Source organism: Natrinema salifodinae (genome assembly GCF_900110455.1).
GTDB lineage: Archaea > Halobacteriota > Halobacteria > Halobacteriales > Natrialbaceae > Natrinema > Natrinema salifodinae.
Genome location: NZ_FOIS01000002.1, coordinates 277,093 through 290,449, shown reverse-complemented (window position 1 = coordinate 290,449; position 13,357 = coordinate 277,093). Strand labels below are relative to the sequence as shown.

Here is a 13,357-nt window from a genome sequence, read left to right as displayed (position 1 = left end):
ATGACGGGCCTGACGATCCGGCCGTTCTTCTGGCGGCCGACGAACCTTTTCCCGGAGACGCGCCTGGTCTCGCGGACGCACGACGGGATCGTCGATTCCTCGTACGCCGAGTTCGGTGAGCGAGTTCGGTCGCTGATCGCCGCACTGGCCGACCGCGGCTTCGGGCCTGGCGATCGGATCGGGACCTTCGGCTGGAACCACCATCGGCACCTTGAGACGTACTACGCCGCGCCGCTGTCGGGCGCGCAGTTGCACACGATCAACGTCCAACTGGGCGATAACGACGTGGTCTACATCGTTGAGGATGCCGACGACGACGTGCTGTTCGTCGACCCCGGCGCGCCGTTCGAGACGATCGAGCGGCTATGGGCGGATCTGCCCGTCGAGGAGGTCGTCGTGATGGACGAGACGGTCCCCGAGACCGAGGTCGACGCGGTGGCGTACGAGGCCCTCGTCGCCGAGTACGATCCGATAGCGGAGGACGACCTACCCGAACTCGAGGAGGACTACCCCGCCGGGATGTGCTACACGTCGGGGACCACCGGCCGGCCGAAGGGCGTCGAGTACACCCACAAGATGATCTACGCTCACGCGATGATGGTGATGACCCCTGCCGGCCTCGATATCAGCGAACGCGACGTGGTCATGCCGGTCGTACCGATGTTCCACGTCAACTCCTGGGAGTTCCCCTACGCGGCGACGATGGCCGGCGCGACCCAGGTCTATCCCGGTCCCGCGCCGGACGCGGCCGATCTGCTCGAACTGATCGAGCGGGAGGACGTCACCCTCACCGCCGGCGTCCCAACGGTCTGGATCGACCTGCTCGAACACGTCGACGAGCACGGCGGCGACCTCTCGAGCCTCGAGCGTATCGTCGTCGGTGGCAGCGCCGCGCCCGAAAAGATGATGCGCCGCTACGAGGACGAGTTCGACGTCACCGTCGAGCATGCCTGGGGGATGACCGAGACGATGAGTATCGGTTCGGTCTCCCGACCGAAGGCCCGGATGACCGACCGAGACCGGAGCCGCAGGTACGAGAAGCGCCGGAAACAGGGGCTGCTCTCGCCGGGACTCGAGATGCGCGTCGTCGACGATTCCGGTGAAGAAGTGCCCTGGGACGGCGACGCCGCCGGCGAGCTATGGGTCCGCGGCCCCTCGGTCGCCACGGAGTACTACAATCGGCCGGAGGCCAACGAGGAGGACTTCAAGGGGGAGTGGCTCAAGACCGGCGACATCGTCACCGTCGACGAGGACGGCTACGTCGAGATCGTCGACCGCGCGAAGGACGTCATTAAGAGCGGCGGCGAGTGGATCTCCTCGATCGCGCTCGAGAACGCCCTGATGGCCCACGACGAGGTCGTCGAGGCAGCCGTGATCGCCGTTCCCCACGAGAAGTGGCAGGAGCGTCCCCTCGCGACCGTCGTCACCGCCGAGGACGGCGATCCCGGCGAGGCGGAGTTGCGGGATCACCTGCAGAAGACGCTCGACCAGCCCGATTGGTGGCTCCCCGACGAGATTAGAGTCGTCGAGCGGATTCCGAAGACGGCGACCGGAAAGTTCGACAAGCAGGGACTGCGCGAAAAGCTTGACGTGATCGACGTCGAAACGGGGGACCGATGAGCGACCTGTTCGACCTTGACGGCCGAGTCGCAGTGGTCACCGGCGGCGGCCGCGGGATCGGCCGCGCGATCGCCGTCGAACTGGCGGCCGCCGGCGCCGCGGTCGTCCCGAGCGCCCGCTCGACGGACGAAATCGACGCCGTCGCCGAAACAGTCGAAGACGCGGGCGGCGATGCCCTCGCCGTCCCCGCGGACGTGACGAACGCCGACGCCGTCAGCGACGTCATCGACCGCGCCGCCGACGAGTTCGGCGGCGTCGACGTCGTCGTCAACAACGCCGGATTCAACCCCGACGACGCGCTCGGCCGGCCGGAAGATGTTGACACCGAGAGCCTCGACCGCGTGCTCGACGTCAACCTGAACGGCGCGTACGAGGTCACACGGACCGCGGCGGGCCACCTCCGCGAGAGCGACGGCGGCGCCGTCGTCAACGTCGCGAGCGTCGGCGGCCTGGTCGGCTTGCCGCGCCAACACCCCTACGTCGCCTCGAAGCACGGCCTGGTCGGACTCACCAAGAGCATGTCTCTGGACTGGGCGCCCGAGGTCCGGGTCAACGCCGTCGCGCCCGGCTACGTCTCGACGGAGCTGACCGAAGACCTCGAGACCAACGACCGGCTCCGTCAGTCGATCATCGACCGCACGCCGTTAGAACGGTTCGCCGATCCCGAGGAAATCGCCGGTCCCGTCGTCTTCCTGGCGAGCGAGGCTGCCAGCTACGTGACCGGGTCGGTGCTCGCGGCGGACGGCGGCTGGACGGCTCGATAACGCGATACCGCGGTTCGCGAGCCGGGTCGATCCGGGTCGATCCGGGTCGGCCCTCGCTCGTTTTGCCTGCACACGTAGGTTCGGTCCCCGATATGGATGATGCAACTACCGTATGAGATAGAGCGATCGGTTTACCGCTGCCAAGTCGACACGTTCCAAGCGGTGGGCCGTACGTCACCTGGTCAGTCGGGACCGCTGACGAACGACTTGATGAGCCGTGCTTCACCTCGACGAAGGATGGTGCTCGCTGTCGATTTGTCGATCTCGAGCGAGTCGGCCAGTTCCGAGAGTGTACATTCCCGAGGAATCTCGAAATATCCCGCTCGAACCGCCGTTTCGAGGACTTCCCGCTGGCGGTCGGTCAATAGGTTGTCCGCTTCCTGCGACCGAACGAGTGAGAGGAGTTCGTAGGATAGCGGTGAGGCGTCCAGCAACTCTTGGAGTCGATCAAGTTCTTCACGTGTACCCGTCAGGTCAAATTCGTACCAGCCGTCACGCACGATAATCGGGAACTCGATGGTTACCGATAACGTCTCAACGAAGTCGTACAGGGCAGTATCCGTCGTCTCGTATTTCACGAGCGCGCGCCGCTCGTCCGATTCCAGCAGTTCGTAGGTTTCTATCGAGGGGTGATCGTATATCTCCGTGACAACGTCTTTCGGCTGATCGGTGATCGTTTCACCGAGCTCCAGCGCCGTGTCCTCAACCCGGTACCCTGACAGGAGTCTGAACGTCGCCCGAGGGAACGTTCTGGAAATCTGGGAGACCCAGAGGCCTTCTGGGAGTTGTATCCGCAACTTCGCGCTAATCATTCGGAGGCCTCGCTATCACGATCCCTTCTTGAACGCCTCGGGACACAATAACTACCGCACTCTCGGCGGAGTTATCCCCACAGTACGGTTCTACCGCTGAATACGAGTGCCCTGCAATAGCAACGTCACACCGACGGTATCTGCCATCAGTCCGCTGGATTTATTCTCGGAACCGACTATTGGTGCTGAATCAGGGGGTGTCCCGCTATCACGCGACCAATGGCGCAATTGCGAGGAAGAACGCCACGAACAAGGTCCCTCCATAGATGCACCCGACGAGCCGAACGAGCCGTTTCGGATCGGTGATTTGGCCCCGCTGCTCGGCGATCGCCGCCAGGTAGCCAGCCAACGGAAGCACCTGCAACGCGTGAAGACCGACGAAGTGTGCCACCCGGAAGTCGCCGACAAGCGTCCAGCCCACCACCGGTAGCGTGTATCCGGTGCCGACGGTATTCGTATTCAGCGCGATCATCACCCCGCCTTCGAATGCGCCGGTGACGAATAATCCACCACCGAGCGTGATTCCGAGTGCGAACGCCGGGTGCACGTCGAACCCGTTTCGGGCCGCGCGAATGAACAGCCACGCAACTAATAGCGTCATCGTAATGATCACCAGGCCCATCGTCAGATAGACGGCCGTGTCGAAGGTTGTCGAGTAGTTGAAATGCGATCTAGTGCCACGAGCGGCTTGCCCGGCGATCGCCGTGATCTCGATGACAGCAGCGATCGCAATCCCCCACGAAATCAGCCGACGGAACTTCCTCGAAACCGATAAGTGAGGCGTAAGCCACGCGAGTACTCCGGTAAACAGTCCGATCGAGGCGGCGAACTTCGCTGGCTTAAGCCACACAGGATCCCCACTAACGATTCTCGGATCCGCTGCGAGACCGACGAGAAAACCCAGTAACAGGACGGCATGTCCTGTCGCAGTCCAGAACAGAATCGGATTTCTGCGCTGGAGTTCCCGCGGTAGCACCGTCAGTTCGTGAACGAACGATTCACGTCCAGTGTCAACTGGGAGACCGTCTCTACCGTTCATGGTTCAGCCGACGTGTCTCACTATCGTACGTATTTCCCCAACATGTTGGTGCGGCGTGTCGACGGTCAAGTAGGGGGTTGATGTCGCACGTCGGTTAGGATCTCCCACATGGGCGTGGCGGGATTCGAACCACGCGAAGACGTGCTCGCTCCGCTGTGCGCGTCTTCTCTACTTCGAATCTCCGGGCCCGCTCGCTCCTCACGTCCGTTCGTCGCGAGCGGGCGTGGCGGGATTCGAACCCGCGATCAGAAGGTTAGGAACCTCCTGCCCTATCCGCTAGGCCACACGCCCCGGCGTAAAAGAATGTCAGTTGGTTTCCGTCTCGGTTTCGGCGCCGGCTTCGGCGGTCGTGTCCTCCTCATTGGTGACGGGTTCCGTGTCGACGAAGTCCTCGTCCTCACTGAACTCCTCTTCGCCCTCGTAGTCGCCGGATTCGCGCATCTCTTCGAGTTCCGATTCGACCTTTTCGCGCCCCTTCTGGAATTCACCCATCGCCTCGCCGGTCGAGCGAGCCAGCTTCGGGATCTTATTGGCTCCGAAGAGCAAAATCGCGATGATGAGGATAATCGCGAGCTCCGGTGGCCCCATGCCGCCGGGGATGAACAGCGGTGCGGTTTCGATTGCCATCTCTATGCGTGGCTTACCCGCTGGCAATTATAACCTTTTTGGACCACTTAGGTAACCAAGCGGCCGCGACAGTCCGTTTGAGAACGAAATTCGTCACGAAATTCCGGGGTATTTCACCGTCCGGTCGACGTAATTCGTCCGAGAACTCGGGGAATACTCGGGGACGCAGTGCTCGCGAGGAGTCGCACGCCAATTCCGTCCGCGAACGAAACTGTCTTTCCGGCTTGCACGTAAGGCTTCGACGATGGCAGCTACCGGAGACGCCGCACCCGACTTCACCGCACCGCTCGCAAACGGCGACATCGAGGAGTTCACCCTCTCGGAACGCCTCGACGACGAGGCGCCGGTCGTCCTCGCCTTCTTCCCGGGCGCGTTCACCAGCGTCTGTACGGAAGAGATGTGCACGTTCCAGGATCGCCTGGCCGCCTTCGACGACCTCGACGCCACGGTCTACGGCGTCAGCCGCGACTCGCCGTTCACGCTCAACGAGTTCCGCGCGCAGAACGACCTCGAGTTCGGTCTCATCAGCGACCTCAACAAGGAACTCATCGAGGACTACGACATCGAGATGGACTTCGACGATCTGGGCGTCTACGGCGTCGCCAAGCGGTCGGTGTTCGTCGTCGACGGCGACGGCGAGATCGCCTACTCGTGGGTCAGCGACGACCCGGGCGTCGAACCCGAGTACGACGAGGTCGAGGCCGCCGTCGAAGAACTCGCTTGAATCGCGATCGGACGCGCAATCGCAGTCGGCGTCGACCACCGCTCGGATCGTCGTCCGACTGACCAACCCCGTCGCCACAGGGCTTTTTTAGTCCGCCATCGACGTTCCAGTATGAGCGATTCTGCCGCCGAAGAGGAGACCCGCCGCGTCTACTCTCCCGACGAGGAACATAGCTTTCCCGACGAGAAACTGAACCGCGTTCTTGCCTTTATCGATGAGGACGAGGAGATCACCACCTATCTCGAGGCCCAGAACATCAACGCGGTCGATCGGATGCGGTACAACGATCACGGCTCGAAACACATCGAAATCGTCCGCAACCGGGCGCTGTGTCTCTACGACCTGCTGAAGGCCGGCAACGTCGACTTCAACGGCGCGCGCCAACAGGGCTTGGACGAGGCGGACGAATCGGTTATCATCGCGCTCGCCGCGACCCTGCACGACGTCGGCCACGTCGTCCACCGCGATCAACACGCCTACTACTCGATCCCGCTGGCCGCCGACATCCTCGATCGGATCCTCCCCGAGTTCTACGACGTCGCCGAATCCGTCCGGATGAAAGGCGAGATTCTCCACGCGATCCTCTGTCACCACCGGTCCGAGACGCCGCTGACGACCGAAGCCGGCGTCATCCGCGTCGCCGACGCCCTCGACATGGAGAGCGGGCGCTCGCGGATCCCCTACGAGCACGGCGGTCGCGGCATCAACACGCTCTCGAGCCAGGCGATCAGTCGCGTCTCGCTCCAGCAGGGCGACAGCAGCCCCGTCTTGGTCGAAATCGCTATGACGAACGCCGCCGGCGTCTACCAGGTCGATAACTTACTGAAAGCGAAGCTCGAGGGCTCCGGGCTCGAAGACGAGATCCGAATCGTCGCGGTCAACACCAACGAAACCCGCGAACAGCTGGTCGAGCGGATCGAACTCTGATCGATCGCCGGCTCGTGTGTGGACTGTCGTGCCGGTGACTTCGCCGCGGAACGCCGCGGCCGTCGACGGACGCGAGACTCGGACCGAAAATACGCTCGTTGACGGGTAAGAGCCCGCAGTTTCGCACACTGCAAGCGTTACGCGAGTTCGTACCGCCCGTCACGGCGCTTCAGGAGGCCGCGATCACGGAGCGTGCCGGTAATCGAGAGGACCGTTCCCTTCTTGATCGCCAGGTCGGCGCAGAGATCGTCGGCGGTCGCACCGCCGCCGGCGGCGAGATAGAGGTAGACCAACTTCGCTCGCGCGGAGTCGAGATCGGTCGGCATCGACACGTCGAGATCCGTCGTCGCAGATGCGGTCATACTCGATCTACAATATTTCGACGATAATAAATCTCAGCTACAACAATCGTCGAAAACCACGGGACGAAGCGGGCGTTTCAGGTGTCGAAGGCGACCGCGTCGATCGTCGAAATCAAAACGTGGTCGCCACTCGCGCCGGTGAGCAACCGATTTTCCGATATAGTCGATCGTCGTGACTGTCTCAAGGGCTGTTGGGGAGCGGATCGACGAGGCGGCGCTACCCCATGCGTGTCGCTTTTGTGACCCCGCTCGAGAATGCTACCGGACGAATGTCGACGCCAATCACCGTTCTCGCGTTGTTGACCGGGTTGCTGACTGGCGCTCTGTTCCGGTTTCTCAATATTCCGATTCCCGCGCCGCCCGAACTCCCCGGTATCATGGGGATTATCGGGATCTACATCGGCTACAAGGTAATCGGGTACGCCGGCGTCAGCATCGATCTCTTCGACGCGCTCGGGCTGTAGTATCGCGATCGCTGACTGCTTGTCCGGGCTCCGCTTGAAAGATACCGGGGACAAAAATCATCGCTGCGACGTGGACGGCGATTGGTGGCCCGTGTTCATAGCTCAGAAGGCCGATGATTGGCAACTCCGAATAGATGTGCTATACGAAACCGTCGCCACTCGTTCGGTGGTGAACGGTATCGATACTGCCGAAAAAACCGACGAACGGCGTTAGTAACTGCGCTCTTTCGGCTCGTAGGTCTTGTTCTCGCCCTCGAGGATGACCGGACGGTAGAAGATATCCGGATCACCGTTGTTCCAGGAGATCAGCGTGTGCTTGAGCCACTCCTCGTCCTTGCGTTCCTGATGTTCCTGACGCCAGTGGGCGCCGCGGAACTCGTCGCGGACGAGCGCGCCGAGCGCGATCGACTCGGCGACGTCGATCAGGTTACGCGTCTCGATGGTTTGTTGGAGGTCGGTGTTGAACGTCCGCGACGGATCGTCGACGTAGACGTTCTGGTACTCCTCGCGACACTCGCGGATGATCTCCAGGGCCTTCTTGACGCCGTCTTCCGTCCGGAAGACGTTCACGTAGTCGGTCATCGCGTTCTGGAGCTTCTGGCGGATCTCGGCGTGCTGGACGCCGCTGTCCCGGTCCATCAGCGTGTCGACGCGCTCGCGTTGCTGTTCGACGGCGCGCTCGAGGAGGCCCTCGGCGTCGGCGGTGACGCCGCCGTCCGCCGCGACCCCGCCGGTCGTGTCCAGTCCGGCTTCGCCAGGCTGGACCGGAAGCTCGGTTTCGGTCTCGTCCTCGACGTCGTCGCCGTAGCCGGTCCGGATCTCGGGCTCGCCGAGGTCCTCGCCGGCGGCGTGGCGACCGGCGCGCTTGCCGAAGACGATCAGTTCGGGCAGCGCGTTCCCGCCGAGACGGTTGCCGCCGTGGACGGAGACGCAAGCGCACTCACCAGCCGCGTAGAGGCCGCTGACGCAGGTCTGTCCGTCCTCGTCGACCTCGATGCCGCCCATGGCGTAGTGCTGACCGGGCTTGACCGGCATCGGTTCGACCAGGCCGTCGACGCCCTCGAAGTCCTCGGCGAGGTGGAGGATGTTCTCGAGGCGGTCCATGATGCGCTCCTCGCCTAAGTGGCGCATGTCGAGGTGGACGTACTCGTCGTCGACGCCGCGTCCTTCCTGAACCTCGGTCAGTTCGGCACGGGCGACGACGTCGCGGGAGGCGAGCTCGCCGGAGTTGTTCGCGTAGCCGTGCTCGAACATGAACCGCTCGCCCTCGCTGTTGTAGAGGATGCCGCCCTCGCCGCGGACGCCCTCAGAGATGAGGACGCCGGTCGAGGGGAGGGAGGTCGGATGGAACTGGATAAACTCCATGTCCTCCAGCGGCGCGCCTGCACGATATGCCATCGCGTGCCCGTCGCCGGTACAGGAGACGGCGTTGGTCGTGTGGTCGAAGGCCTGGCCGGGGCCGCCGGTCGCGAGGACGACGCCGTTGTTCGCCTTGAAGCCTTCAACCTTGCCGGACTGGACGTCGTAGGCGACGATTCCATGGCACTCGCGGTCCTTGGGGTCGGATTCGTCGGTCGTCGCCAGGTCCATGACGTACCACTCGTCGTAGACCTGGATGCCGCGCTTGACGACCTGCTCGTACATCGTGTGCAGCAGGTGGTGGCCCGTCTCGGCGCCCGCGTAGGTGGTCCGCGGGTACGAGAGGCCGCCGAACGGCCGCTGGGAGACGCGGCCGTCCTCCTCGCGAGAGAACGGCATCCCCCAGTGTTCGAGGTTCATCGTCTCCTCGGGGGCGTTCTTGGCGAGGGTCTCGACCGCCGGCGCGTCGCCGAGGTAGTCCGACCCCTTCATGGTGTCGTAGGCGTGGAGCTCCCAGTCGTCGCCTTCCTGGAGGGCGGCGTTGATGCCGCCCTCGGCCGCGCCGGTGTGGCTGCGGACTGGGTGGAGCTTCGAGACGATCGCCGTGTCGGCGCCCGCCTCGTGCGCTGCGATTGCGGCCCGGAGGCCGGCGCCGCCGGCGCCGACCACGATGACGTCGTGTTCGTACATGGATACTTACCAGAACTTCAGGTTCTTCTTGACTGCTTCCCGCTTGAGCTCCTGAATGTGCTCGGTCAGCGGAATGTCCTTCGGGCACACCTCGGTACAAGAGAACTGGGTCTGGCACCGCCAGACGCCGTGTTCCTGCTCCAAGATGCGGAGTCGGTGCTCCTTGATCTCCTCGCCCTCGCGGTCGTCCATCGCGAACTTGTAGGCCTTGTTGATGGCCGCCGGGCCGAGGTACTCGTTGTCCCCGGCCGCGATGTTACACGAGGACATGCAGGCGCCACACCAGATACACCGCGAGGACATCTTGATCTTCTCGCGGTTCTCGGGGCTCTGGCGCTGCTCTTCTAGGTCGTCCGCGGCGGGCGTGTCCTCGTCCTGGAAGTACGGCTCGACCGTGTGCATCTGGTCGTAGAAGTGGTCCATATCGACGACCAGGTCCTTGACGACCTCCTGGTGGGGCAGCGGCTCGATGCGGACCGGCTGCTCTAAGTCGGCGATCTGGGTCTTACAGCCCAGTCGCTGCTTGCCGTTGACGAAGAAGGCGTCGGAGCCACAGACGGCCTGACGACAGGAGTGACGGAAGGTCAGCGAGGAGTCGTACTCGTCGCGGGCGTACATGACCGCGTCGAGGACGGTCATCCCCTTCTCGAAGGGGACGTGGAAGTCGTCGAAGCGGGGTTCCTGCTTGCCCTCGACTTCGGGGTCGTAGCGGAACACTTTGATGTGAACCGTCTCCCCCTCGAGTTCCGACTCGTCGGCGGCCGTCTGGTCGATCATGCCGCCTTCTTTTTCCTTTTCGTCGACCGGCGACTCCGCGCCTCGCATCTCCGGGTCTTTCGGTGCTTCCTGGCTCTCGGGTTCGGCTTGTTGCGTGCTCATATCAGATCATCCCGTTCATGGTGAGTGCGACGTAGGTTCCCTGTGCGATGAGTGCGAGGCCGGCGATGACCAGCACCGCCAGCACGACCTTCTTCTGGGTGCCCTCGAGTCCCTGGTTGAGCAGGGCGTTGTAGACGCCGTTGACACCGTGGAAGGTGCCGGTGACCAGGAACAACACCATCGTCAGGAAGTAGCCGACGTTCGCCATGCGCTCTTGGGTGGCCAAGAAGGTAACGTCGGCGGCGTGGTTGACGAAGTGGAGGAGGAAGAAGTGGAAGGCGAGAACGACGACCAGAAACGCCGCCGTGATCCGCTGGAGGAACCAGCCGGTACCGCCTGGCGTGAACGAGGAGTAGCGCTCTGCCATCAGATGCCCACCCCCGTCAGGAAGGTCGGCACGCTGGCGACGGTGATCGCGCCCGTCAGCACCAGCGAGGCGTAGAAGCTCTTGTCCTGTGCCTCCAGGCCGACGCCGAGGTCGACCATCAGCAGGCGGAGCCCGTTCAGGATGTGGAAGACGGCCACCGCGAGCAGGCCGACTTCGAGCACCCGAATGATGAACAGCTCCTCGAGCCCCTGAATCGTCGTCGTGTAGACGTCCATTTCCTGCTGGATCAGCGCCGGATCGCCGCTGGCGGCGCCGATAGAGCTACTCAGCACGGCGATGTGGGTAAACAGGTAGCCGATCAGCATCCACCCGGTGAACTTGTGGAAGATCCACGCCCACATCCCGGCCGAGAACTCCTTCCAGCGACCGAAGTCCTCGATGAGACCGCGATTGTAAGACTGACTCATACGCTCATGTGGACGGTTAGACCGCGGGGGTATAGAAGTTACTTTTATCGCTCTTCTCGCCCCGACGCTTTATTTTTACTCGGTCAAAAAAGAATCCGTTTCGTTCGCGAATCCCCGAATCGGTTCTGGGTTCTCCTCTCGGACGTTCGACTCCGCCGGCGCTGCCGGCGACTCAGTTGGTTCCGCGGAGTTCCGCCCGCGAACTCTTCGGCGTGCGCTCGCGCTCGAGCGCCGTGAGCGTGTCCGGCGCCAGGCCGACCAGGTGACAGAGCGGATTCCCCGGATACACGACTGGATTCTCGAGGACGCCGACGATGAGTCCGGTAAAGGGGGCCTCGACGGTGACGATGTCGTCTTCCTCCTTGAACGGGTTCGTGATGGTGCAGATGACCTCCCCCTCCTCGACGAGCGCGCCGCGGCCGCGTTTCATGTCGACGATGCCGCCGGCGTCCGCGCGCAGCCAGGTCTTCTCGTCGTCGTCGTCGATGACGGTCCGCCAGCCCGGCCAGTGGACCGACGACTCCCGGTGGAGACCGAACTCGGCGAGGACGCTCGCGACGCCGGTGAGCGCGCGGTCGATCAAGCGACGCTGAAACCGATGGGCCTCGCCCATCTCGACGGTGATCGTTGGGATGCCGGCCTCGGTCGCCTCCCGGCGGAGCGTCCCCGACGGCCCTTCGCCCGCGATGATGACGTTGGAGCTGAACGCCTTGGCGAGCCTGGCGACGTCCGACCGCTCCGTGTTCGCCCGGACGTGGAGCATGTTCGTCCGGCCGCGGGTCGACGTGTGGAAGTCGATGCCGACGTCGCAGGGCTCGATGAAGTTCGTGAAGATCCGGTGGGCCATCCGCCTGGCGCTGGTCGAACCCTCGCGGCCGGGGAACGACCGGTTCAGGTCTCGGTCGTAGATCGGTAGGTACCGCTCCTGAGCGAGGAAACCGGGGACGTTCATCACGGGCAGGCAGACGAGGGTACCGTGGAGCACGGAGTGGTCCCAGTCGTGGGCCACCTCGCGGACGACCTCGATCCCGTTGAGTTCGTCGCCGTGGGCCGCCGCCGAGAGGAACACCGTCGGACCGGGGTGTTCGCCGTTGATCACCGTAACGGGGATTCGGACGGGGTCGCCGAGATACGTTTCGCTGATGCCGTAGCGGATGTTCGCCGATTCGCCGGGGTCGACGCGACCGCCGTTGTACGTAAACGCCTGGTCCATCGGCTCGGATTCGGGCGGCTCGTCGGGCGGTTCGGGTTCCGCGGCGTTGTCGCTCATGGCAGTCTCTTATTTCACGTTCTCCGGGAGCAGCGACGTGAATCTTCCCCCTTCACGCGCTTTGCGCCCGTTCCGTGCCGCTTTGTACGACAAAAGGCGACGTTCGACTCCACACTGATCGGCAGAATCTGCGGCCGTGGGCATACGTTTTGTATCTGGGAATGGTGTTAACATGCATGGAGATTCGAGAGGCGACCGATGCAGATACCGACGCGATTCGCTCGATCGCTCGCGACTCGCTGAACTCTACGTACACGGACTTCTTAGACGAGGACACTATCGACGACGCGATCGAGCAGTGGTACGGCGATTCGTTCTCCGACGAACTCGACGACGACCGAGCGCTCTTCCTCGTCGTCGAACGCGACGGCGAGGTCGTCGCCTTCTCCGAGAGCGAACTGGTCGGGCAGCGGGCCGACACCGGGCAACTCCTCTGGCTGCACGTCCACTCGGACCACCGCGGCGGGGGGACGGGCGTGCGCCTGCTGGTCCACACTCGCGAGCGTCTGCTCGACGAGGGCGCAGAGCAGATCCAGTGTTTCGTCTTGGAGGACAACGAAGGGGGCAACCAGTTCTACCGGGATCACGGCTTCGAGCACGCCGGTCAGCGCGAGGTCGAGATCGGGTCGGAGACCTTCACTGAGAACGTCTACGTCGAGAGCGACCTCGAAGACGACGGCGAGTGGGGCGCGATCGACGAAGTCTCGGTCGACGGCGAGACGGTCTACGTGAGCTACGGCGAGGCTGCCCGCGGTTCGAAGTCGCTGTTTTACACCGCCTACAAGAGCGCGGACCGCGACGATCGCTACGCTTGGTTCTGCGGCAACTGCGATTCGATCGACAACGCGATGGACGCGATGGGTCGGATCGAGTGTAACAGCTGCGGCAACCGGCGGAAGGCGACGCGGTGGGACGCCTCGTACCTCTAGCCGAGATCGGCGACGTTCCCGTTCGGCGATCGCCGAACGGGAGCGCGATTCGAATCGATCGGTCGATCGTAACGCTCCGTCCGGTCGTCGTTACGG

General features: G+C 63.4%; 15 protein-coding genes and 1 tRNA gene. 6 read left to right on the top strand and 10 right to left on the bottom strand.

The features are described 5' to 3' along the window. Window positions 1-1,620: a long-chain fatty acid--CoA ligase gene (locus BMY29_RS06865; RefSeq protein ID WP_049988459.1), complete on the top strand. Its 1,620-nt coding sequence runs from the start codon at window positions 1-3 to the stop codon at window positions 1,618-1,620. Beyond that, window positions 1,617-2,384: an SDR family NAD(P)-dependent oxidoreductase gene (locus BMY29_RS06860; protein ID WP_049988458.1), complete on the top strand. Its 768-nt coding sequence runs from the start codon at window positions 1,617-1,619 to the stop codon at window positions 2,382-2,384. Before BMY29_RS06865 ends, BMY29_RS06860 begins: the two co-directional genes overlap by 4 nt. A 182-nt stretch (window positions 2,385-2,566) precedes the next feature. Here BMY29_RS06860 and BMY29_RS06855 read toward each other — a convergent pair whose 3' ends face one another. From BMY29_RS06855 to tatA, 4 genes are all read right to left on the bottom strand, one after another. After that, window positions 2,567-3,196, bottom strand: a complete 630-nt coding sequence (locus BMY29_RS06855; protein WP_049988457.1) for a helix-turn-helix domain-containing protein — start codon at window positions 3,194-3,196, stop codon at window positions 2,567-2,569. A gap of 208 nt (window positions 3,197-3,404) precedes the next feature. Continuing rightward, window positions 3,405-4,235: a hypothetical protein gene (locus tag BMY29_RS06850; RefSeq protein ID WP_049988456.1), complete on the bottom strand. Its 831-nt coding sequence runs from the start codon at window positions 4,233-4,235 to the stop codon at window positions 3,405-3,407. Window positions 4,236-4,453: 218 nt separating this feature from the next. Next, window positions 4,454-4,526, bottom strand: a tRNA-Arg gene (locus tag BMY29_RS06845). 15 nt (window positions 4,527-4,541) lie between these two features. Continuing rightward, complete coding sequence (tatA, locus tag BMY29_RS06840) at window positions 4,542-4,862, bottom strand: twin-arginine translocase TatA/TatE family subunit (RefSeq protein ID WP_049988455.1); 321 nt, start codon at window positions 4,860-4,862, stop codon at window positions 4,542-4,544. 244 nt (window positions 4,863-5,106) lie between these two features. Here tatA and BMY29_RS06835 point away from each other — a divergent pair, with 244 nt between their 5' ends. Then, window positions 5,107-5,586 carry a redoxin domain-containing protein gene (locus tag BMY29_RS06835; RefSeq protein WP_049988454.1) on the top strand — a complete coding sequence of 160 codons (480 nt, stop codon included), beginning with the start codon at window positions 5,107-5,109 and terminating at the stop codon, window positions 5,584-5,586. Between the two features lie 111 nt (window positions 5,587-5,697). After that, window positions 5,698-6,513 (top strand): HD domain-containing protein, encoded by an 816-nt coding sequence (locus BMY29_RS06830; protein WP_049988453.1) that lies wholly within the window; start codon window positions 5,698-5,700, stop codon window positions 6,511-6,513. Between the two features lie 137 nt (window positions 6,514-6,650). Here the strand turns inward: BMY29_RS06830 and BMY29_RS06825 are convergent, their stop codons facing one another. Then, entirely contained in the window at window positions 6,651-6,875 is a 225-nt protein-coding gene (locus BMY29_RS06825) for a helix-turn-helix domain-containing protein (RefSeq protein WP_049988452.1), read from the bottom strand. 269 nt (window positions 6,876-7,144) lie between these two features. Between BMY29_RS06825 and BMY29_RS06820 the strand changes: the two genes are divergently transcribed. After that, window positions 7,145-7,339, top strand: a complete 195-nt coding sequence (locus BMY29_RS06820; protein WP_049988451.1) for a XapX domain-containing protein — start codon at window positions 7,145-7,147, stop codon at window positions 7,337-7,339. Between the two features lie 210 nt (window positions 7,340-7,549). Here the strand turns inward: BMY29_RS06820 and BMY29_RS06815 are convergent, their stop codons facing one another. From BMY29_RS06815 to BMY29_RS06795, 5 genes are all read right to left on the bottom strand, one after another. Beyond that, window positions 7,550-9,388, bottom strand: coding sequence for an FAD-binding protein (locus BMY29_RS06815; RefSeq protein ID WP_049988450.1), 1,839 nt, complete (start codon window positions 9,386-9,388; stop codon window positions 7,550-7,552). A gap of 6 nt (window positions 9,389-9,394) precedes the next feature. Further along, entirely contained in the window at window positions 9,395-10,267 is an 873-nt protein-coding gene (locus tag BMY29_RS06810; protein WP_049988449.1) for a succinate dehydrogenase/fumarate reductase iron-sulfur subunit, read from the bottom strand. Window position 10,268: 1 nt separating this feature from the next. Beyond that, window positions 10,269-10,634, bottom strand: coding sequence for a succinate dehydrogenase hydrophobic membrane anchor subunit (locus BMY29_RS06805; protein ID WP_049988448.1), 366 nt, complete (start codon window positions 10,632-10,634; stop codon window positions 10,269-10,271). Continuing rightward, a complete protein-coding gene (gene sdhC / locus BMY29_RS06800) occupies window positions 10,634-11,062 on the bottom strand; it encodes a succinate dehydrogenase, cytochrome b556 subunit (protein WP_049988447.1) in 429 nt (142 codons plus the stop codon). Before sdhC ends, BMY29_RS06805 begins: the two co-directional genes overlap by 1 nt. A gap of 172 nt (window positions 11,063-11,234) precedes the next feature. Beyond that, window positions 11,235-12,332: a succinylglutamate desuccinylase/aspartoacylase family protein gene (locus tag BMY29_RS06795; RefSeq protein WP_049988446.1), complete on the bottom strand. Its 1,098-nt coding sequence runs from the start codon at window positions 12,330-12,332 to the stop codon at window positions 11,235-11,237. A 176-nt stretch (window positions 12,333-12,508) separates the two neighbouring features. Between BMY29_RS06795 and BMY29_RS06790 the strand changes: the two genes are divergently transcribed. After that, complete coding sequence (locus BMY29_RS06790) at window positions 12,509-13,261, top strand: GNAT family N-acetyltransferase (RefSeq protein WP_049988445.1); 753 nt, start codon at window positions 12,509-12,511, stop codon at window positions 13,259-13,261. The last annotated feature ends 96 nt before the right edge of the window (window positions 13,262-13,357 follow it).

Coding starts and splice junctions, on each gene's coding strand:
- BMY29_RS06855 (WP_049988457.1), bottom strand. CDS start 3,196: ATGATTAGCGCGAAGTTGCGGATACAACTCCCAGAAGGCCTCTGGGTC.
- BMY29_RS06850 (WP_049988456.1), bottom strand. CDS start 4,235: ATGAACGGTAGAGACGGTCTCCCAGTTGACACTGGACGTGAATCGTTC.
- BMY29_RS06810 (WP_049988449.1), bottom strand. CDS start 10,267: ATGAGCACGCAACAAGCCGAACCCGAGAGCCAGGAAGCACCGAAAGAC.
- BMY29_RS06790 (WP_049988445.1), top strand. CDS start 12,509: ATGGAGATTCGAGAGGCGACCGATGCAGATACCGACGCGATTCGCTCG.
- BMY29_RS06835 (WP_049988454.1), top strand. CDS start 5,107: ATGGCAGCTACCGGAGACGCCGCACCCGACTTCACCGCACCGCTCGCA.
- BMY29_RS06815 (WP_049988450.1), bottom strand. CDS start 9,388: ATGTACGAACACGACGTCATCGTGGTCGGCGCCGGCGGCGCCGGCCTC.
- BMY29_RS06795 (WP_049988446.1), bottom strand. CDS start 12,332: ATGAGCGACAACGCCGCGGAACCCGAACCGCCCGACGAGCCGCCCGAA.
- BMY29_RS06830 (WP_049988453.1), top strand. CDS start 5,698: ATGAGCGATTCTGCCGCCGAAGAGGAGACCCGCCGCGTCTACTCTCCC.
- BMY29_RS06860 (WP_049988458.1), top strand. CDS start 1,617: ATGAGCGACCTGTTCGACCTTGACGGCCGAGTCGCAGTGGTCACCGGC.
- BMY29_RS06805 (WP_049988448.1), bottom strand. CDS start 10,634: ATGGCAGAGCGCTACTCCTCGTTCACGCCAGGCGGTACCGGCTGGTTC.
- BMY29_RS06825 (WP_049988452.1), bottom strand. CDS start 6,875: ATGACCGCATCTGCGACGACGGATCTCGACGTGTCGATGCCGACCGAT.
- sdhC (WP_049988447.1), bottom strand. CDS start 11,062: ATGAGTCAGTCTTACAATCGCGGTCTCATCGAGGACTTCGGTCGCTGG.
- tatA (WP_049988455.1), bottom strand. CDS start 4,862: ATGGCAATCGAAACCGCACCGCTGTTCATCCCCGGCGGCATGGGGCCA.
- BMY29_RS06820 (WP_049988451.1), top strand. CDS start 7,145: ATGTCGACGCCAATCACCGTTCTCGCGTTGTTGACCGGGTTGCTGACT.
- BMY29_RS06865 (WP_049988459.1), top strand. CDS start 1: ATGACGGGCCTGACGATCCGGCCGTTCTTCTGGCGGCCGACGAACCTT.